Origin of the sequence: Burkholderia catarinensis (genome assembly GCF_001883705.2) — a bacterium.
In the GTDB taxonomy this organism is placed as follows: Bacteria; Pseudomonadota; Gammaproteobacteria; order Burkholderiales; family Burkholderiaceae; genus Burkholderia; species Burkholderia catarinensis.
Genome location: NZ_MDEQ02000014.1, coordinates 166,655 through 186,568 on the forward strand (window position 1 = coordinate 166,655; position 19,914 = coordinate 186,568).

Below are 19,914 nucleotides of genomic sequence, written 5' to 3' on the forward strand. Positions count from 1 at the left end.
CCGTCCCCATGCAAAGCACCCTCTCCCAATCGCCCGGTAGCCGTTTTTCGCAGTACATGGCGCTGACGAAGCCGCGTGTCACGCAGCTCGCGGTGTTCTGCGCGGTGATCGGCATGTTCCTCGCGACGCCGGGCATGGTGCCGTGGCATGTGCTGATCGGCGGCACCGTCGGCATCTGGCTGCTGGCCGGCGCCGCGTTCGCGATCAACTGCCTCGTCGAGCAGAAGATCGACGCGATGATGCGCCGCACCGCGTGGCGTCCGTCCGCGCGCGGCGAGATCACGTCCCCGCAGATCCTGCTGTTCTCGGCCGTGCTCGGCAGCGTCGGCGCATGGACGCTCTATACGTTCACGAACCCGCTGACGATGTGGCTGACGATCGCGACGTTCGTCGGCTACGCGGTGATCTATACGCTGCTGCTCAAGCCGATGACGCCGCAGAACATCGTGATCGGCGGCGCGTCGGGCGCGATGCCGCCGGCGCTCGGCTGGGCCGCGGTCACCGGCGCGGTGCCCGGCGACGCATGGATCCTCGTGCTGATCATCTTCGTGTGGACGCCGCCGCATTTCTGGGTGCTCGCGCTCTATCGCCGCAAGGATTACGAGAACGCGGGCCTGCCGATGCTGCCCGTCACGCACGGCGAGAAGTTCACGCGGCTGCACATCCTGCTGTACACGGTGATCCTGTTCGCGGTCACGCTGATGCCGTTCATCTCCGGGATGAGCGGGGCCGTCTACCTGGCGAGCGCGGTGCTGCTCGGCGCGGTGTTCCTCGCGTATGCGTGGAAGATCTACCGCGATTACTCGGACGAACTCGCCCGCAAGGCCTTCCGCTACTCGATCGTCTACCTGTCGCTGCTGTTCGCCGCGCTGCTCGTCGATCACTATGCACGCCCGTTGCTCGGCGTGTAACCGCACGGTTTGAACGCAATGCTCCATTCACGGTTCGGGCGCCGCGCGCGCCAAGGCTGGATGCTCGCGTGCGCATTCACGGCAGCGCTGCTGCTCGCCGGATGCGACAACGCGCCCAAATTCCAGAATCTCGACATCACCGGCAACACGCAGTTCGGCAACGATTTCTCGCTGCCCGATACGGCCGGCAAGGTGCGCGCGCTCGCCGACTTCAAGGGCCGTGCGGTCGTGATGTTCTTCGGCTATACGCACTGCCCGGACGTGTGCCCGACCACGATGGCCGAGCTGTCCGAGGCGCTGAAGCAGCTCGGGCCCGACGCCGCGAAGCGCGTGCAGGTGCTGTTCGTCACCATCGATCCGGAGCGCGACACGCCGGCGCTGCTCGGCCAGTACGTGCCCGCGTTCGATCCGTCGTTCATCGGCCTGCGGCCGGCCGACGAAGCGGCGCTGAAGAAGGTCACGAAGGATTTCCGCGTGTACTACGCGAAGGTGCCCGGCAAGACGCCCGGCAGCTATACGATGGATCACACCGCCGCGAGCTACGTGTTCGACCGCAACGGCAAGCTGCGCCTGTTCGTGCGCGACGGCCAGGGCCCCGGCCCGTGGGTCCACGACCTGAAGCTGCTGGTCGACTGAGCGGTATCCGTCGGGCGCACGGCCCGGCGATTACGTGACGGCCGCCGCGCGCCGTCGCGCATTCTCTCTTTCCTCGTTGTCTGCATGCGCCGCCTGTCGGGCGGCGCGTCGGCATGCGCGCGCGCCGCGCCGGTATCGCGTTACGGCAGCGCCGGCACGTTGAAGCCGGAGGCGGCGCGCGTGATGCGGAATTCCGTCACGCGATACGTGGCGAGCCCCTCGGTGACGAACGGGTCGGTCGCCAGGATCGCGTCGAGTTCGTCGCGATCGATGCGGGCCGCGAGGATCACGCCGCCTTCGCGCGGCACCTTCGGCCCCGCCGCGATGAAGATGCCCTTGTCGAACTGCGGCTGCAGATACGCACGGTGGCGTTCGAGCGCGTCGTCGATGCGCTCGAGCGACGCGGTGTAGTGGATGTCGATGACGTACATGGGATGGCCCTGGAATGATGCCGGTGCTTCGCGCGCCGGCCAGCCGGTCTTTGTAGCACAAGCGGATGCGGGTGTCGCGCGGGCGCGCCGCGTTGCGGGGGCGCTGCCTGTCGATCGTCGGTTCGTCGCGATGGCGCGTATTCAAGTTGTAAGGCTCGTTGCCGTAAATAAAAGAGCAACCGTTTGCGCGCGGCAGGCCGTTCGCGCGCATCGCGCGTATCGACATCGACAAAGGCACGCAGATGAGCAGAATGAGTTTGAACCGCAAGCTGTGGCTCGCGCTTGCGCTGGTATGGATCGGTCTTCTCGGCGTCGGCGCATGGAGCGCGTACGAGACGCGCGCGACGATGCTCGCCGAACGCAAGGCCGGCATCGCGAATCTCGTCGACTCGGCGGCCGGCATCGTGACGGCGTATCACGCGCTCGCGCAGAGCGGCACGCTGCCCGAGGCCGACGCGAAGCGCGATGCGCTCGCGAGCCTTGCGGCGATGCGCTACGGCGATTCGGGCTACGTGTTCGTGATGGACTCGAAGCCGGTCGTGCTGATGCATCCGACGCTGCCGAAGCTGGTCGGCACGCAGGTCGGCGACTATCTCGATCCGGACGGCAAGCCGCTGTTCGTCACGATCCTGAACGCCGCGAAGGCGACCGGCAGCGGCTTCGCCGAATACCGCGGGCGGTTGCCGCACAGCGAGACCGCCGTGCCGAAGATCAGCTACGTCACGCGTTTCGCGCCGTGGGACTGGAACATCTCGAGCGGCGTGTTCCTGAAGGACCTCGACACCCTCTACTACCGGACGCTGCTCGGCCACCTCGCGGTCGTGTTCGTGATCGGCTTCGTGATCAGCGCGGCGATGCTGGTGATCATCCGCAACGTGCGCGGCAATCTCGGCGGCGAGCCCGACGAAGCGGCCGCGCTCGCGGCGCGCATCGCGCAGGGCGACCTGACGCAGCCGGTACCCGTGCGCGCGGGCGACCGCACGAGCATGATGGCCGCGATGCGCGACATGCAGGCCCGGCTGCAGGCGACGATCGGCGGCATTCGCCAGTCGGCCGAGTCGATCGCGTCGGCGAGCCGCCAGATCTCGGCCGGCAACGACGACCTGTCGCAGCGTACCGAGGAGCAGGCCGCATCGCTGGAAGAGACGGCCGCGAGCATGGAGCAGCTGACCGCGACGGTGAAGCAGAACGCGGACAACGCGCGGCAGGCGAGCGGGCTCGCGAACAACGCGTCGGACATCGCGCGCACGGGGAGCGACGTGGTGAACCGCGTGATCGGCACGATGGGCGAGATCGACGACAGCTCGCGCAAGATCGCCGACATCATCGGCGTGATCGAGGGCATTGCGTTCCAGACCAACATCCTCGCGCTGAACGCGGCGGTCGAAGCCGCGCGGGCGGGCGAGCAGGGCCGCGGCTTCGCGGTGGTCGCGGGCGAAGTGCGTTCGCTCGCGCAGCGCAGCGCGACGGCCGCGAAGGAGATCCGCGAGCTGATCGTCGATTCGGTCGAGCGCGTGCGCAACGGTTCGACGCTGGTCGGCCAGGCCGGCACGACGATGGGCGAGATCCTGCAGGCCGTTGCGCGCGTGACCGACATCATGGGCGAGATCGCGGCCGCGTCCGAGGAGCAGGCGAGCGGCATCACGCAGGTCGGGCGCGCGGTCACGCAGATGGACCAGGTGACGCAGCAGAACGCGGCGCTCGTCGAGGAGGCCGCCGCGGCCGCCGCGTCGCTGCAGGAACAGGCCGCGCGGCTGCGCGACGCAGTCGGCGCGTTCCGGGTCGGCGACGCCGGCGGCCTGTCGCCGCGCCGGGCCGGCGAGCGGCCGGTCGGACCGGCATTCGGCACGAAGGCGGCCGATGAGGCCGTGGCGGCGTGACGCGTGCGGCTGATGCGCGATACGCATAAACGCAACTAACGGCCGAGTCGCGCATGCGCCGCCGGCACTGCCGCGGTGCATACCCATATGAGCGGGATGTATTTCACTTCCCGCCGATCCTGTGACACCATTTGCCCCTTCCTGCGAGTCGGGGCATACCCGTATCGCGCCCCATTTCAAGTAAGCAAGAAAGCGAGAAACAGATGAAGCGTCGCAGTCTCCTGAAGGTGTTTTCCGTGCTGGCCACCGGTGCAGCGCTGACGTTGTCGGCGGGCGCGCACGCCGAAGACAAGGTGATCAAGGTCGGTACGGTCGCCGGCCCGGATTCGGAAGTGTGGCAGCTCGTGCAGAAGGTCGCGAAGGAGAAGGAAGGCCTGAACGTGAAGGTCATCGAGTTCAACGACTACGTGCAGCCGAACGCGGCGCTCGACTCGGGCGACCTCGACGCGAACAGCTTCCAGCACCAGCCCTACCTCGACAGCCAGGTGAAGCAGCGCGGCTACAAGCTCGTCAGCGCGGGCCTGACCTACATCTCGCCGATGGGCGTGTACTCGAAGAAGTTCAAGTCGCTGAAGGACCTGCCGCAAGGCGCGAAACTCGCGGTGCCGAACGATCCGTCGAACGAGAACCGCGCGCTGCTGCTGCTGCAGACGCAAGGCGTGATCAAGCTGAAGGCGGGCGCCGGCACGGGCGGCAACAACGCGACGGTGCTCGACATCGCCGACAACCCGAAGAAGCTGAAGATCTCCGAACTCGACGCCGCGCAACTGCCGCGCGTGCTGTCGGACGTCGACGCGGCCGTGGTCAACACGAACTACGCGCTGGCCGCGAACCTGCAGCCGACCAAGGATGCGATCGCGCTCGAATCGCTGACGAGCCCGTACGCGAACCTGATCGCCGTGCGCGCGAAGGACAAGGACCAGCCGTGGGTGAAGAAGCTGGTCAAGGCGTACCAGTCGCAGGAAGTGAGGGAGTTCATCAAGAAGCAGTTCAAGGGCTCGATGGTCGCGTCGTTCTGAACGCCGCACACCGGTCGGACCGCTGAACGCAAAGGGCCTGCATCGCGCAGGCCTTTTTTCATTGGCGTGGCCGATCGACGGCCGCGCGGCGCCTGGCGCGCGGCATTCCGCGCCGGCTCACATCTCGCCGCGCCGCGAGCAGATCGACATGATCTGCTGGATCGCGTAGTTGTCGCGCACGCCCGGCAGCGACTGCACGACGCACTCGTGAAAGCGCCGCTCGCGCGGCAGCAGCATCGCGTTGTTGCGGTACAGCGCGTCGCACGAGCGCTGGATCAACTGGGCTGCCGCGCCGTTGCGGCTTTCGCGCAGCGCGTTGAGCATGCAATCGTCGTATTGCGCATCGCCGTCGGTCAGCGCGAACGCCGCACCCGGCAGCGCCAGCGCGACAGCCGCGAATGCGATGGCTCGGATCCCCCGTTTCATCTGCCCTCCGATGGAGTGGATTGGGTCGGCCGACAGCATAACGTAAAGCCGCGAGCGCGGCTGACGCGTTGCGTCGATGCGGTCGGGAATCGCCGCCGGCCGGGCTTCGCGGGCAGTCGCGCGGCGCTCTCGGGCACCGCGAAACGGGGCGCCGCGTGAAAGCGAGGGGTCAGGCGGTGGTCTGCGGAAATGGTATCCTCGTGCGTTCGCCGCTGCACGCCTTCCCGGGGCGCGCGGGCCGGCCGCCCCTGCGTTGCACGCGCGGCGGCGCCCGCCTGACGGCGGCGGGAATCCATCATCCAGAACCGACACAATACGGGGGAGACTACCCATGAAGCGATTCAAGACTCGCGCGATCCGTTCGATCACGGCCGGCGTGGCCGCACTCGCGCTGGCAGGTGCCGCGCATGCCCAGACCGTCAAGGTGCTGTCGATCGTCGACCATCCGGCGCTCGACGCGATCCGCGACGGCGTGCGCGCCGAGCTGAAGGCGGAAGGCTACGGCGACGACAAGCTCAAGTGGGAATACCAGAGCGCGCAGGGCAACACGGGCACCGCCGCGCAGATCGCGCGCAAGTTCGTCGGCGACCAGCCCGACGTGATCGTCGCGATCGCGACGCCGGCCGCGCAGGCGGTCGTCGCGTCGACGAAGAGCGTGCCGGTCGTCTATTCGGGCGTTACCGACCCGGTCGCAGCACAGCTCGTGAAGGGCTGGGGCCCGTCGGGCACCAACGTGACGGGCGTGTCCGACAAGCTGCCGCTCGATCGCCAGGTCGCGCTGATCAAGCGCGTCGTGCCGAATGCGAAGACGGTCGGCATGGTCTACAACCCGGGCGAGGCGAATTCGGTCGTCGTCGTGAAGGCGCTCAAGGAGATCCTCGCGAAGCAGGGGATGACGCTGAAGGAAGCGGCCGCGCCGCGCACCGTCGACATCGGCCCGGCCGCGAAGAGCCTGATCGGCAAGGTCGACGTGATCTACACGAACACCGACAACAACGTCGTGTCCGCGTACGAAGCGCTCGTGAAGGTCGCGAACGAAGCGAAGATCCCGCTCGTCGCCGGCGATACCGACAGCGTGAAGCGCGGCGGCATCGCGGCGCTCGGCATCAACTACGGCGACCTCGGCCGCCAGACGGGCAAGGTCGTCGTGCGCATCCTGAAGGGCGAGAAACCGGGCGCGATCGCGTCGGAGACGAGCAGCAACCTCGAGCTGTTCGCGAACACGGGCGCGGCCGCGAAGCAGGGCGTCACGCTGTCGCCGGATCTCGTGAAGGAAGCGAAGACGGTCATCAAGTAAGCCGCGGCCCGACCGCCGCGCTTGGCAGGCCCGATCCGGGCCTGGACGACATCGCCGGACGGGCGGCTCCCACCCGGGGCCGCCCGTTCGCTTCGCCCGGCCGTACACGTCCGGCCGGGAAGCAACAGGATTTCCCCATCATGTCTCTGTTCTCGTTACTGGGCGCCCTGGAGATCGGCCTGATCTTCAGTCTCGTCGCCCTCGGGGTGCTGATCTCGTTTCGCATCCTCAACTTCCCCGACCTCACCGTCGACGGCAGCTTTCCGCTTGGCGGCGCCGTCGCCGCGACGCTGATCTCGGCCGGCTACGACCCGTTCAGCTCGACCTGCATCGCGATCGTCGCGGGCGCGGCGGCCGGCTTCATCACGGGCTGGCTCAACGTGCGCCTGAAGATCATGGATCTGCTCGCCAGCATCCTGATGATGATCGCGCTCTATTCGGTGAACCTGCGGATCATGGGCCGGCCGAACGTGCCGCTCATCACCGAGCCGACGATCTTCACCGTGCTGCAGCCCGACTGGATGCCCGACTACGTGCTGCGCCCGGCGCTGCTCGCGATCGTCGTCGTGGTCGCGAAGCTCGGTCTCGACTGGTTCTTCTCGTCGCAACTCGGCCTCGCGATGCGCGCGACCGGTGCGAATCCACGGATGGCGCGCGCGCAAGGCATCGCGACCGGCCGTGCGACGCTCGCCGGGATGGCGCTGTCGAATGCGCTCGTCGCGCTCGCCGGCGCGCTGTTCGCGCAGACCCAGGGCGGCGCGGATATCTCGATGGGGATCGGCACGATCGTGATCGGGCTGGCCGCCGTGATCATCGGCGAGACGCTGCTGCCCGCGCGCCGGCTCGTGCTGACGACGCTCGCCGTCGTGCTCGGCGCGATCGTTTACCGCTTCTTCATCGCGCTTGCGCTGAACAGCGAATTCATCGGCCTGAAGGCGCAGGATCTGAACCTCGTGACGGCCGCGCTCGTCACGATCGCGCTGGTGCTGCCGGCGACGCGCAAGAAGCTGTTCGCGCGCAAGAACGGAGGGGCATGACATGCTGTCCGCACAAGACCTGAAACTCACGTTCAATCCCGGCACGCCGATCGAGACGCGCGCGCTGCGCGGGCTGTCGCTCGAGATTCCCGACGGCCAGTTCGTCGCGGTGATCGGCTCGAACGGCGCCGGCAAGTCGACCTTCCTCAATGCGGTCAGCGGCGACCAGCCGGTCGATGCGGGGCGCATCGCGATCGATGGCACGGACGTCACGCGCAAGGCCGCGTGGGATCGCGCGCACCTCGTCGCACGCGTGTTCCAGGATCCGATGGCCGGCACCTGCGAGGCGCTGACGATCGAGGAGAACATGGCGCTCGCGACGGCGCGCGGTGTGCGGCGCGGTTTCCGGGCCGCGCTCGACCGCCCGTCGCGCGAGCTGTTCCGCGACAAGCTGCGGCTGCTGAACCTCGGGCTGGAAAACCGGCTGACCGACCGGATCGGGTTGCTGTCGGGCGGCCAGCGGCAGGCCGTGAGCCTGCTGATGGCGTCGCTGCGGCCGTCGCGGATCCTGCTGCTCGACGAGCATACGGCCGCACTCGACCCGAAGACGGCCGCGTTCGTGCTGGAGCTGACCGCGCGCATCGTTGCCGAGAGCAAGCTGACGACGATGATGGTCACGCATAGCATGCGGCAGGCGCTCGACTACGGCGACCGCACGGTGATGCTGCACCAGGGGCAGGTCGTGCTCGACGTGTCGGGCGACGCGCGCAAGGGGCTCGATGTGCCGGACCTGCTGCAGATGTTCGAGAACGTGCGTCACGAGCAGCTCGACGACGACGCGCTGCTGCTGGGCTGAAGCAACGCGATCGGAGCGGCGCGATGCGGAGTGCTGCATCGCGCCGCTCCGGCTGCGGGCCGGTCGGCATGGATGGTCGGGCTCATTGGGCCCGGCACGGGAGACCGTGGCCCGGACGCGCCGCGGCATGGCGGTCGCCTGGGCTTTTTCCCCTGGTTTTCCTCTGACGAAAGGCCGGTTTCTCGCCGGTGCTGTGCGAGGCGGGCGCATTGCCATATACTGTATATCCATACAGTTGTGGGTGGCGTCATGCTCGCATCCTCCATTTCCCCCGAATCCCTTCATCCGTCGCTGTGGCGCGGTTCGCAACTCGCGCGCGGCGGCCCGCGCACGATCGACACGGGTTTTGCATCGCTGTCCGCCGAGTTGCCGGGCGGCGGCTGGCCGTTCGGCGGGCTCGTCGAACTGCTGGCCGCGCAGCCGGGCTGCGGCGAGATGCGGCTGCTCGCGCCCGCGCTCGCCCGCACCGTCAGCGCGCGGCGCCCGCTCGCGCTCGTCGCGCCTCCGCAGTCGCCGCATGCGACCGCGCTCGCCAGTCTCGGCGTGCCGGCCGACGCGTTGCTGTGGCTGCGCGCCGGCAGCCGCACGGATGCGCTGTGGGCCGCCGAGCAGGCGCTCAAGACCGGCTGTTGCGGCGCGCTGCTGCTCTGGCAGGACGCGCGGCCCGATGCGCTGAGGCGCCTGCATCTCGCGGCCGCGCGCACGGGCGACACGCTGTTCGTGATGCTGCGCCCGCTGTCGGCCGCGCGGCAGCCGTCGCCGGCCGTGCTGCGCGTCGCGTTGCATCCCGTGCCGGGCGGCGTGTCGCTCGATATCGTCAAGCGTCGCGGGCCCGCGCGCAGCGAGCCGCTCGTGCTCGACCTGCCGTCGCCCATCGTGGAGAGCCGCTATGCGCGTCTTGCTCGGCATCCATCTGCCGCGCCTGCCGCTCGACGTGTGCGCCCCGCCGCCGTCTGACGGCGGTGAGGGCGATGCAGGCGACGCGAACGACGCAGGTTGCGCGGTGCTCGAGCAGGGTGTCGTGCTGATCGCCGACGCGCCCGCGCGCCGGCACGGCGTGCGCGCAGGCATGAAGCGCGGCGGCGTGCTGACGCTCGCGCCGCACACGCGGCTCGTCGAACGCGATCCCGCGCGCGAGGCCGACGCGCTGCGCGCGGTCGCGCTCGCGTTGCTGCGCTTCTCGCCGTGCGTCGCGCTCGACGACGAAGCCACGCTGATCGTCGACGTCGGCCCGAGCCTGCGCCTGTTCGGCGGCTTGCCGTCGCTGTGCCGTCAGGTGCGCGCGACGCTCGCGGCGCTCGGCTATGCGGCGCGCCTGTCCGCCGCACCGACCGGGCGTGGCGCATGGCTGCTGGCGCGCGTATCGGCCCGTGCGCGGATCCGGCGCCGGGTGGCCGGCCCCGCGTCGCTGGTTCGCACGCTCGACGGGTTGCCGTGCGTACTGCTGCCCGATGCGCGTCCGTATGCGGGCTGGTTCGACGGTCTCGGTTGCCGCACGCTTGCCGATCTGCGCGGCCTGCCGCGCGCGGGGCTGCAGCGCCGCTGCGGTCCCGCGCTGCTGGCCGCGCTCGATCGTGCGTACGGCGAGGCGGTCGAGCCGCTTGCGTGGATGGCGGTGCCGCCCGTGTTCGACGTGCGGCTCGAATTGCCGGAGCGCGTCGAATACGCGGAGGCCGTGCTGTTCGCCGCGCGGCGGCTCGTCGTGCAGCTCTGTGGCTGGCTGGCCGCGCGGCAATTGTCGCTGGCCGCGATGACGTTCGATCTCGAGCACGAGCGCGGCCGCCAGGCCGTGCCGCCGACGCCGCTCGAGCTTGCGTTCGCCGCACCCGTGCGCGACGAGGCGCACTTCATGCGGCTGCTCGGCGAGCGACTCGCGCGCGTCGAGTTGCCGGCCGCGGTGATCGCGGTGCGCCTGACGGCCACGCGCGTCGAATCGGTCGCGCCGCCGGCCGAGGATCTTTTTCCCGAACCGGGCGGCACGAAAGAGACGCGTGCGCGGTTGTTCGAGCTGCTGGTTGCGCGGCTCGGCGCGGAGAACGTATTGCGTGCGGCGCCCGTTGCCGATTACCGGCCCGAGGCCGCGAACCGCTGGTTGCCGCTCGATGCGCAGGCGGGCAAGCCGGCTGCCGGGCCGCCGGCCGTGCCGCCGAGGCCCGCGTGGTTGCTGGCGGAGCCGCTGCCGTTGTTGATGCGTGAGAACCGGCCGGTATTTCATACGCCGCTCAGGATGATGTCGTCGGTGGAGCGGATCGAGGCCGGGTGGTTCGACGGTCAGCTCGCTGCGCGCGATTACTGCGTCGCGCAGGACGAGGCCGGTGCGTGCTACTGGGTGTTCAAGGAGCGGGCGGGGAGCGAGGCCGAGCCGCGCTGGTTCCTGCACGGCCTGTTCGGGTGAACGGTCATGGTTGCGGAATTCAGTTGGCTGCCCGATTACGCGGAGTTGTTCTGCCGTTCGAACTTTTCGTTCCTGCATGGCGCGTCGCATGCCGAAGAACTGGTCGAGCGTGCGGTGGAACTCGGCTATCGCGGGATCGCGATCACCGACGAATGCTCGTTGGCAGGCGCGCCGCGGATGCATGTCGCGGCGAAGGCGAAGGGGTTGCCGCTCGTCATCGGCTCGTATTTCGAAGTCACGCCGGATGAAGTCGCGCCCGGCCACGATCCGGGCCCCGGTGCGTTCGGGCTCGTGTTGCTTGCGCAGAACCGCGAGGGTTACGGCAATCTTTCCGAGCTGATTTCGTGGCGGCGGATGGCATCGCCGAAGGGCACTTACAAGCTGACGTCGCGGATGCTGTCGGCGCCGCCTGCGGAGTTTGCACACTTGCGCGGCATGCCCGACTGCTTCGCGATTCTCGTGCCCGCCTATCCGGTGCGTGCCGACGTACTCGATGCGCAGGTCGCGTGGTTTCGCGCGATGTTCGGCGAGCGCGCGCGGCTCGGGCTCGTGCAACTGCAGCGCGCGCTGGATGGTGCGCAGCGCGAAGAGATTCGTGCGGCCGGCGAGCGGCGCGGCGTGCGCATCGTCGCACTCGGTGACGTGACGATGCACCGGCGCTCGTGCAAGGAGTTGCAGGACGTGATGACGGCGATTCGCGTCGGCATGCCGGTTTCCGAGTGCGGGTATGCGCTTGCGCCGAATGCGGAACAGCATTTGCGTTCGCGGCAGCGGATCGGGCAACTGTATTCGCCGGATGAGATCGCGCAGACGTGCGCGATTCTCGATGCGTGTCCTTTCGAACTGGACTCGCTTCGCTACGAGTATCCCGACGAGATCGTGCCGAAGGGGCTCACGCCGACGAGTTATCTGGAACAGGAAACCCGGGCAGGGGCGGCCGAGCGCTATCCGAACGGCATTCCGGAGAAAGTGGCGAAGCAGATCCGGTATGAACTCGACCTGATCGCGAAGCTGAGCTACGAACCGTTTTTCCTGACCGTCTACGACATCGTCAAATACGCACGCAGCCAGAACATCCTGTGCCAGGGTCGCGGCTCGGCGGCGAACTCGGTCGTCTGCTTCTGCCTCGGCATCACCGAGGTGAATCCCGAGCAGAGCACGATGCTGTTCGAACGCTTCATCAGTGCGGAGCGCGGCGAGCCGCCCGATATCGACGTCGACTTCGAGCATCAGCGCCGGGAAGAAGTGATTCAGCATATCTACGAAAAATACGGACACAACCGCGCCGCACTTGCGGCCGCCGTATCGACCTATCGCCCGCGTGGCGTGCTGCGCGAAACCGGCAAGGCGCTCGGCGTCGATCCGATGCTGGTCGATCGCGTCGCGAAAGCGCACCGCTGGTTCGATGGCAGCCGCGACCTGCTGCAGCAATTCTCGACGATCGGGCTCGATCCCGAGACGCCGCTCATCCTGGCGTGGGCCCGGCTCGCCGCGCGGCTGCTGAACTTTCCGCGCCACCTGTCGCAGCACTCCGGTGGTTTCGTGATCAGCCGCGGCAAGCTCACGCGGCTCGTGCCGGTCGAGAACGCGGCGATGGACGGGCGGCGCGTGATCCAGTGGGACAAGGACGATCTCGAAGCACTCGGGCTGATGAAGGTCGACGTGCTCGCGCTCGGCATGCTGTCGGCGCTGCATCGCGCATTCGACATGCGTACCGCGTGGCGCGGGCCGCCGGAGCCGGATGGTGAGCCGTTCACGCTGAAGCACATTCCGCAGGATGACAAGGCGACCTACGACATGATCTGTCGTGCCGACACGGTCGGCGTGTTCCAGATCGAATCGCGCGCGCAGATGTCGATGCTGCCGCGCCTGCGCCCGCAGACTTACTACGACCTGGTGATCGAGGTTGCGATCGTGCGGCCGGGGCCGATCCAGGGCGGGGCGGTGCACCCTTATCTGAAACGGCGCCAGGGAACCGAGAAGGTCAGTTATCCGAAGGAGGATCTGAGGCCTGCGCTCGAACGGACCTATGGGGTGCCGATCTTCCAGGAACAGGTGATGCAGGTCGCGATGATCGCGGCGGGCTTCACGCCCGGCGAAGCCGACCAGCTGCGCCGGGCGATGGCCGCGTGGAAGCGCAAGGGCAATCTGGAGCAGTACCATCGCAAGATCGTCGACGGGATGCGGGAGCGTGGCTATCCGCCCGAATTCGCCGAACAGATCTTCGAGCAGATCAAGGGCTTCGGCGATTACGGTTTCCCCGAGAGCCACGCGGCGAGCTTCGCCAAGCTGGCCTACGCGAGCAGCTGGCTCAAATGCCACGAACCGGCGATCTTCCTCGCCGCGCTGCTGAACAGCCAGCCGATGGGTTTCTATCCGCCGTCGCAGCTCGTGCAGGACGCGAAGCGCCACGGCGTGCAGGTCCTGCCGATCGACGTCACGCAAAGCAACTGGGAAGCATCACTCGAAGCGCTGCCCGACCAGCCGCCTCCCCATGGCCAGCCGGCCGTGCGGCTCGGCCTGTCGCTCGTGCGCGGTCTGGGCGAAGCGGCCGCGCGACGCATCGAAATCGCGCGCACGGCAGGCCCCTTCGAGCATGTCGATGCACTCGCGCGCCGCGCGCAGCTCGAACGCCGCGACCTCGAAGCGCTCGCCGCCGCGAACGCGCTCGCGACGCTCGCCGGCCACCGCCGCGACGCGCTATGGCAAGCGGTTGCGGCGGCGCCCGACCGCGACCTGCTCGCGGCCGCGCCGATCGACGAACCCGAAAAGCCCACGCTCGGCGCGCCGTCGGAAGCCGACGACATCCTCGCCGACTATCACACCACCGGCCTCACGCTGAACCGCCATCCCGTCGCGCTGCTGCGGCCCGAGCTACGCGCGCGGCGGTTATCGTCCGCGGCCGAATTGCACGACCGTCCCGACGGCCGGCTCGCGCGCGCGTGCGGGCTCGTGACCGCGCGGCAGATGCCGGGCACCGCGAAAGGCGTGATGTTCATGACGCTCGAGGACGAAACGGGCTGCGTGAACCTGATCGTCCGGCCCGAGTTGCTCGCGCGGCAGCGCCGCGAAACCCTCGATTCGCGGCTGCTCGCGGCGTCGGGCGTGTGGCAGGTCGTGAGCGACGTCAGGCACCTGATCGCCCAGCATTTCGAGGATCTGACGCCGTTGCTCGGCGGTTTGCGCACGTCGAGCCGGGAATTTCACTGACGCCACCGGCGCGTGCCGTCAGGCGATGCATACCAGTCGATTAAATTGGTTCTATTCTAGTCTCATATTCACACCCGAAACCAGACCGAACCGCGCACTGGAACTGTCCCCTTGCATACCACCCCGGGTAAATCCCTATCCCGCACTCCGTTGTAAACAAAGGCTTTATCGATACTAAAACGCTTGCCGGGCAAGGCTTGCAGCGATTTCCCCATCTCTAATACCAGTTCGTTGACTGGTATTATGGTGGTTATATAATGCGTTCACTTTCGACGGCTTGCGGTCGTCGTCCGACACCCGGAGGCACATGGAAACCGGCTGGTCCGAACTGGCGCCCGATCCCCTCAGCGATACGCCGCTCTATCTGCAGCTCGCCCGCAACCTGGCGAGCGCGATCCACGGCGGCGCGTGGCGGGCCGGCGAGGCGCTGCCGTCGGAGCGGCTGCTGTCGGTGTCGGTCGGCGTGTCGCGGATCACGGCCCGCCGCGCACTCGCGCTGCTGGTCGAGCAGGGGCTGATCAAGCGGGCGCGCGGTGCGGGCAGCTTCATCACGCCGCGCGTCGCCGATCCGCTGTCGCGTCTCGTCGGCTTCAGCGCGAAGATGCAGCAGCGCGGCTTCGTGCCCGATTCGGTGTGGCTGTCGCGCAGGCTGCGCGCCGCGAGCCGCGACGAGATCACGCATCTCGGCCTTGCGCCGGGCGCGACGGTTGCCCGGCTCGAACGGCTGCGCCGCGCGGACGGGATCGTGATGGCCGTCGAGCATTCGACGCTGCCGGCCGCGGTGGTGCCCGATCCGCAGGCGCTCGGCGCGTCGCTGTACGAATACCTCGACGCGCGCGGCATGACCGTCGTGCGCGCGCTGCAGCACTTTCGCGCGGCGAACTCGACGCACGAGATCGCGAAATGGATGGCGGTGAAGCCGGGCTCGGCGCTGCTCGTGATCACGCGCATCGGCTATGGCGCCGACCAGCGCGCGATCGAAGTGACCGAAACGTATTGCCGCGACGACTATTACGACTTCGTCGCCGAACTGAAACGCTGACGCGCGAGACTGCCCGCGCGCGACATGCGTGAAGCAACGACACGGATTTTGCAAATCACGACGCGGAACGTCCGCGTCACCAGATCATCAAGAGAACGTCATGCTGACTGGCAACATCCTCACCCCCGACGGCTGGATTCACGGTTCGCTCGATAGCGCGAACGGCCGCATCACCACGCTCGACGGCACGCCCGCCGATCCCGCGAAGAACGACGCGCCGTACATCCTGCCCGGCTTCATCGACCTCCACGTGCACGGCGGCGGCGGTGCCGACGTGATGGAAGGCGGCGACGCGATCGAGACGATCGCCCGCACGCACGCGCAATTCGGCACGACGAGCCTGCTCGCGACGACGATGACCGCGCCGCGCGACGAACTGATGCGGGTCGTCGCGAACCTCGGCACCGTCGCGCGCACCCGCACGCCGGGCGGCGCGCGCGTGCTCGGCGTGCACCTCGAAGGGCCGTACATCAACCCCGGCAAGCTCGGCGCGCAGCCCGACGCGGCCGTGTCGGCCGTGCTCGACGAAGTGCTGAAGTACCTGTCGATCGCGCCGATCCGCGTCGTCACGCTCGCGCCGGAAATCGCCGGCCACATCGAGATCATCGGCGAGATGGCCGCGCGCGGCGTGCGCGTGCAGCTCGGCCACTCGCTCGCGACCTACGACGACGCCGTTGCCGCGCTCAAGCACGGCGCATGCGGCTTCACACACCTGTTCAACGCGATGTCGCCGCTGCATCACCGCAACCCGGGCCTGGTGGGCGCGGCGCTGGCGCACGCCGAATACGCGGAAATCATTCCCGACCTGCTGCACGTGCACCCGGGCGCGATTCGCGCCGCGCTGCGCGCGATCCCGCGCCTGTACGTGGTGACCGACAGCACGTCCGCCACCGGCATGCCCGACGGCGAATACCGGCTCGGCAGCCAGCACGTGACGAAGTGCCTCGGCGGCGTGCGTCTGGCCGACGGCACGCTCGCCGGCAGCACGCTGACGATGGACCAGGCGCTGCGCAACCTCGTGTCGCTCGGCCTGCCGATCGCCGACGTGTCGAACCGGATGTCGCGCTATGCGGCCGACTACCTCGGCGTCGCCGATCGCGGCCGCCTCGAGCGCGGCGCATGGGCCGACCTCGTGGTGTTCGATCGCGACCTGAACCTCACCGCGACCTACGTCGAAGGAGAATCGATTGTCGAATATGCTTAAGGAAGCGCGCGAGTCGGCCCAGGTCGTCGCCGCGCAGATCGCCGACACCACGCGCGTCGAAGCGCTCGCGGGCCAATTGCTCGATCACCCGCCGGCCGTCGCGCTGACGGTCGCGCGCGGCAGCTCGGATCACGCCGCGAGCTATTTCGCGAGCCTGACGATGAGCCGCCTCGGCGTGCCGGTCGCGTCGCTGCCGATGTCGGTCGCGACGCTGCAGCAGGCGCCGCTGAAGGTGCAGGACCAGCTCGCGATCGCGTTCTCCCAGTCGGGCAAGAGCCCCGATCTCGTCAACACGATGGCCGCGCTGCGCGAAGCCGGCGCGCGTACCGTCGCCGCCGTGAACGTGCTGCCGTCGCCGCTCGCCGACGCGTGCGAGCACCAGTTGCCGCTGCTTGCCGGCCCCGAACTGTCGGTCGCCGCGACGAAGAGCTATATCGCGATGCTGTCGCTGTCCGCGCAGATCGTCGCGTACTGGCAGCGCGACGCCGCGCTGACGGCCGCGCTGCGCGGCCTGCCCGACGTACTTGCGCAGGCCGGCGGGCTCGACTGGTCGCAGGCCGTTGCGGCGCTGGCGGGTGTCGAGCGGATGATCGTCATCGGCCGCGGCCTCGGCCTCGCGATCGCGCAGGAAGCCGCGCTGAAGCTGAAGGAAACGTCTGGCATCCAGGCCGAGGCGTTCTCGAGCGCCGAGGTTCGTCACGGCCCGATGGAGCTGATCGACCGCGACTATCCGCTGCTCGTGTTCGCGCCGCCGGGGCCCGAGCAGGCCGGCCTCCTGCAGCTCGCCGAAGACATGCGCGCACGCGGCGCCGCCGTGCTGCTCGCGGCGCCCGCCGGCACGCCCGGCTTATCGGGCACCGTGCTGCCGCTCGCGCAGTCCGCCCATTCGGCGCTCGACCCGATCGCCGCCATTCTTTCGTTCTACGTGATGGCGGCGGATCTCGCCGTCGCGCGCGGCCGCAACCCCGATACGCCGCGTCACCTGAACAAAGTCACCGAAACGCACTGATAGCCGAGAAAGCCGATGAGACGCGCCGAGGAGTCCCAGTTGAAGAGCCCCACCCACGATCAGATCGTCCTGCTTAGCCCCTTGACGGGGCCGATCGTCGCGCTGGCCGACGTGCCCGATCCGGTGTTCTCCGGCGGGATGTTCGGCGACGGCATCGGCATCGACCCGCTCGCGGGCCAGCTCGTCGCGCCGTGCGCGGGCATCGTGTCGCATCTCGCGCGCACGGGCCACGCGGTGACGATCACGACGCCGCAAGGCGCGGAAGTGCTGCTGCACATCGGCATCGACACCGTCGAGCTGAACGGGCAGGGCTTCGCCGCGCACGTCGAGGCCGGCGCGCGCGTCGAAGCGGGCGATCTGCTGATCGAGTTCGACCAGGACGCGGTCGCGCGCAGCGCGCACTCGCTCGTGTCGGTGATCGCGATCGCGAACTCCGACGCGTTCGAGGTCGTCGACCGCGCGAGCGGTTTCGCGACGGCCGGCGAGACGCCGCTGCTCGCGCTGCGCGGCAAGGGCGAAGCGGCCGCGCAGGCGGCACAAGCCGGCGCGGCGGCGATGAACGAAGTGCGCCGCGAGATCGTGCTGGCGCAGCCGGGCGGCCTGCATGCGCGGCCGGCCGCGCGGGCGCGTGAAGCCGTGCGCGGGTTCGATGCGACCGTCGACGTGCAGTTCGACGGCCGCAAGGCGTCGATCGCGAGCGTCGTCGGCCTGCTTGGCCTCGGCGCCGGCGAAGGCGCGACGGTCGAACTGGTCGGCCGCGGCGCGCACGCGCAGCAGGCCGTCGATGCGGTCGAACACGAGCTGCTGCGCGAAGCGCACGGCGAAGTCGAGGAACAGCCGGCGCGGCTGAAGTCGCCCGCGCCGCAGACGGTCGCGCGCAACGTAGGAGCACAGATCGACCCGAACACGCTCGCGGGCGTGTGCGCGGCGCCCGGCATCGCGGTCGGCACGCTGGTGCGTCTCGACGATGCGGAAATCGTGCCGCCCGAGCAGGCATCCGGCACGCCCGCCGCGGAAAGCCGCCGGCTCGACCAGGCGCTGAAGACCGTCGACGGCGAACTCGACGAAACGGTGCGCAACGCATCGGCGCGCGGCGCGGTCGGCGAAGCGGGCATCTTCGCGGTGCATCGCGTGCTGCTCGAGGATCCGACGCTGATCGACGCGGCGCGCGACCTGATCAGCCTCGGCAAGAGCGCGGGCTTCGCGTGGCGCGCGACGATCCGCACGCAGATCGACACGCTGTCAAAGCTCGACGACGCGCTGCTCGCCGAACGCGCGGCCGACCTGCGCGACATCGAGAAGCGCGTGCTGCGCGCGCTCGGCCACACGAACGGCGCGGCGCGTGCGCTGCCCGACGAGGCCGTGCTCGCGGCCGAGGAATTCACGCCGTCGGACCTGTCGTCGCTCGATCGCCGGCGCGTGAGCGCGCTCGTGATGGCGCGCGGCGGCGCGACGTCGCACGCGGCGATCATCGCGCGGCAGTTCGGCATTCCGGCGCTGGTTGCGGTCGGCGACGCGCTGTACGCGATTCCGGACGGCACGCAGGTGGTCGTCGACGCGAGTGCGGGCCGTCTCGAACACGCGCCGACCGCGCTCGACGTCGAGCGCGCGCGGCACGAGCGCCAGCGCCTGGACGGCGTGCGCGAAGCGAACCGGCAACTGGCAGGCGTTACCGCCGCGACGGTCGACGGCCGCGCGATCGAGGTCGCCGCGAACATCGCGACGCTCGACGACGCGAACACCGCGGTCGACAACGGCGCGGACGCCGTTGGCCTGCTGCGCACCGAGCTGATGTTCATCCATCGCCAGGCCGCGCCGACGGTCGTCGAACACCAGCAGAGCTACCAGTCGATCGTCGACGCGCTGCAGGGCCGCACGGCGATCATCCGCACGCTCGACGTCGGCGCCGACAAGGAAGTCGACTACCTGACGCTGCCGCCCGAACCGAATCCGGCGCTCGGCCTGCGCGGCATCCGCCTCGCGCAGGTGCGCCCCGATCTGCTCGACGATCAGTTACAGGGCCTGCTCGCGGTGAAGCCGCTCGGCGCGGTGCGCATCCTGCTGCCGATGGTCACCGATGCGGGCGAGCTCGTGCGCTTGAGAAAGCGCATCGACGAATTCGCGCGCGCGCAGGGCCGCACCGAGCCGATCGAGGTCGGCGTGATGATCGAGGTGCCGTCGGCCGCGCTGCTGGCCGACCAGCTCGCGCAACACGCGGATTTCCTGTCGATCGGCACCAATGACCTGACGCAGTACACGCTCGCGATGGACCGCTGCCAGGCCGACCTGGCCGCGCAGTCCGACGGCCTGCATCCGGCCGTGCTGCGCCTGATCGACATCGCGGTGCGCGGCGCCGAGAAGCACGGCAAGTGGGTCGGCGTGTGCGGTGCGCTCGGCGGCGATCCGCTCGCGGTGCCGATTCTGGTGGGCCTCGGCGTGACCGAACTGTCGGTCGACCCCGTGTCGGTGCCGGGCATCAAGGCGCGTGTGCGCCGTCTCGATTACCAGCTGTGCCGCCAGCGCGCGCAGGATCTGCTCGCGCTCGATTCGGCACAGGCGGTAAGGGCAGCAAGCCGCGAGGTCTGGCCGCTCGACTGAGCGTCGAAGGCAGGCCCGCGAGC

General features: G+C 69.0%; 16 protein-coding genes. 14 read left to right on the plus strand and 2 right to left on the minus strand.

Annotated elements, in window-relative coordinates:
- The first annotated feature begins 8 nt into the window (after positions 1-8).
- Complete coding sequence (gene cyoE / locus BFF94_RS23155) at positions 9-911, plus strand: heme o synthase (protein ID WP_128842621.1); 903 nt, start codon at positions 9-11, stop codon at positions 909-911.
- Positions 912-929: 18 nt separating this feature from the next.
- Complete coding sequence (locus tag BFF94_RS23160; RefSeq protein ID WP_128842620.1) at positions 930-1,547, plus strand: SCO family protein; 618 nt, start codon at positions 930-932, stop codon at positions 1,545-1,547.
- A 140-nt stretch (positions 1,548-1,687) separates the two neighbouring features.
- On the opposite strand, the gene BFF94_RS23165 is transcribed toward BFF94_RS23160, so the two are convergent.
- A complete protein-coding gene (locus BFF94_RS23165; protein WP_128842619.1) occupies positions 1,688-1,978 on the minus strand; it encodes a YciI family protein in 291 nt (96 codons plus the stop codon).
- A 242-nt stretch (positions 1,979-2,220) separates the two neighbouring features.
- On the opposite strand from BFF94_RS23165, the gene BFF94_RS23170 reads away from it, so the two are divergent.
- On the plus strand, positions 2,221-3,858 hold the full coding sequence (locus tag BFF94_RS23170) for a methyl-accepting chemotaxis protein (RefSeq protein ID WP_219139897.1): 1,638 nt from the start codon (positions 2,221-2,223) through the stop codon (positions 3,856-3,858).
- A gap of 203 nt (positions 3,859-4,061) precedes the next feature.
- Positions 4,062-4,877: a MetQ/NlpA family ABC transporter substrate-binding protein gene (locus BFF94_RS23175; protein ID WP_128846751.1), complete on the plus strand. Its 816-nt coding sequence runs from the start codon at positions 4,062-4,064 to the stop codon at positions 4,875-4,877.
- A gap of 117 nt (positions 4,878-4,994) precedes the next feature.
- Here the strand turns inward: BFF94_RS23175 and BFF94_RS23180 are convergent, their stop codons facing one another.
- Positions 4,995-5,303, minus strand: coding sequence for a VF_A0006 family four-cysteine protein (locus BFF94_RS23180; RefSeq protein ID WP_128846753.1), 309 nt, complete (start codon positions 5,301-5,303; stop codon positions 4,995-4,997).
- A 331-nt stretch (positions 5,304-5,634) separates the two neighbouring features.
- On the opposite strand from BFF94_RS23180, the gene BFF94_RS23185 reads away from it, so the two are divergent.
- From BFF94_RS23185 to ptsP, 10 genes are all read left to right on the plus strand, one after another.
- A complete protein-coding gene (locus BFF94_RS23185; RefSeq protein ID WP_128846756.1) occupies positions 5,635-6,600 on the plus strand; it encodes an ABC transporter substrate-binding protein in 966 nt (321 codons plus the stop codon).
- A 140-nt stretch (positions 6,601-6,740) separates the two neighbouring features.
- Positions 6,741-7,637 carry an ABC transporter permease gene (locus BFF94_RS23190; protein ID WP_128846758.1) on the plus strand — a complete coding sequence of 299 codons (897 nt, stop codon included), beginning with the start codon at positions 6,741-6,743 and terminating at the stop codon, positions 7,635-7,637.
- Position 7,638: 1 nt separating this feature from the next.
- Positions 7,639-8,433 (plus strand): ABC transporter ATP-binding protein, encoded by a 795-nt coding sequence (locus BFF94_RS23195; RefSeq protein WP_128846762.1) that lies wholly within the window; start codon positions 7,639-7,641, stop codon positions 8,431-8,433.
- Positions 8,434-8,682: 249 nt separating this feature from the next.
- Positions 8,683-9,390, plus strand: coding sequence for a translesion DNA synthesis-associated protein ImuA (imuA, locus tag BFF94_RS23200; RefSeq protein ID WP_219139898.1), 708 nt, complete (start codon positions 8,683-8,685; stop codon positions 9,388-9,390).
- Positions 9,323-10,828, plus strand: a complete 1,506-nt coding sequence (locus BFF94_RS23205; protein WP_219139899.1) for a Y-family DNA polymerase — start codon at positions 9,323-9,325, stop codon at positions 10,826-10,828. The genes imuA and BFF94_RS23205 overlap by 68 nt, the downstream gene beginning before the upstream one ends.
- Positions 10,829-10,834: 6 nt before the next feature.
- Positions 10,835-14,038, plus strand: coding sequence for an error-prone DNA polymerase (locus BFF94_RS23210; protein WP_219139900.1), 3,204 nt, complete (start codon positions 10,835-10,837; stop codon positions 14,036-14,038).
- A gap of 307 nt (positions 14,039-14,345) precedes the next feature.
- Positions 14,346-15,080, plus strand: a complete 735-nt coding sequence (locus BFF94_RS23215; RefSeq protein WP_219139901.1) for a GntR family transcriptional regulator — start codon at positions 14,346-14,348, stop codon at positions 15,078-15,080.
- Positions 15,081-15,180: 100 nt separating this feature from the next.
- Complete coding sequence (gene nagA / locus BFF94_RS23220; RefSeq protein WP_128843058.1) at positions 15,181-16,284, plus strand: N-acetylglucosamine-6-phosphate deacetylase; 1,104 nt, start codon at positions 15,181-15,183, stop codon at positions 16,282-16,284.
- Positions 16,277-17,293, plus strand: a complete 1,017-nt coding sequence (locus BFF94_RS23225) for an SIS domain-containing protein (protein ID WP_219139912.1) — start codon at positions 16,277-16,279, stop codon at positions 17,291-17,293. Before nagA ends, BFF94_RS23225 begins: the two co-directional genes overlap by 8 nt.
- A gap of 15 nt (positions 17,294-17,308) precedes the next feature.
- On the plus strand, positions 17,309-19,891 hold the full coding sequence (ptsP, locus tag BFF94_RS23230) for a phosphoenolpyruvate--protein phosphotransferase (RefSeq protein ID WP_219139902.1): 2,583 nt from the start codon (positions 17,309-17,311) through the stop codon (positions 19,889-19,891).
- Positions 19,892-19,914 lie beyond the last annotated feature (23 nt).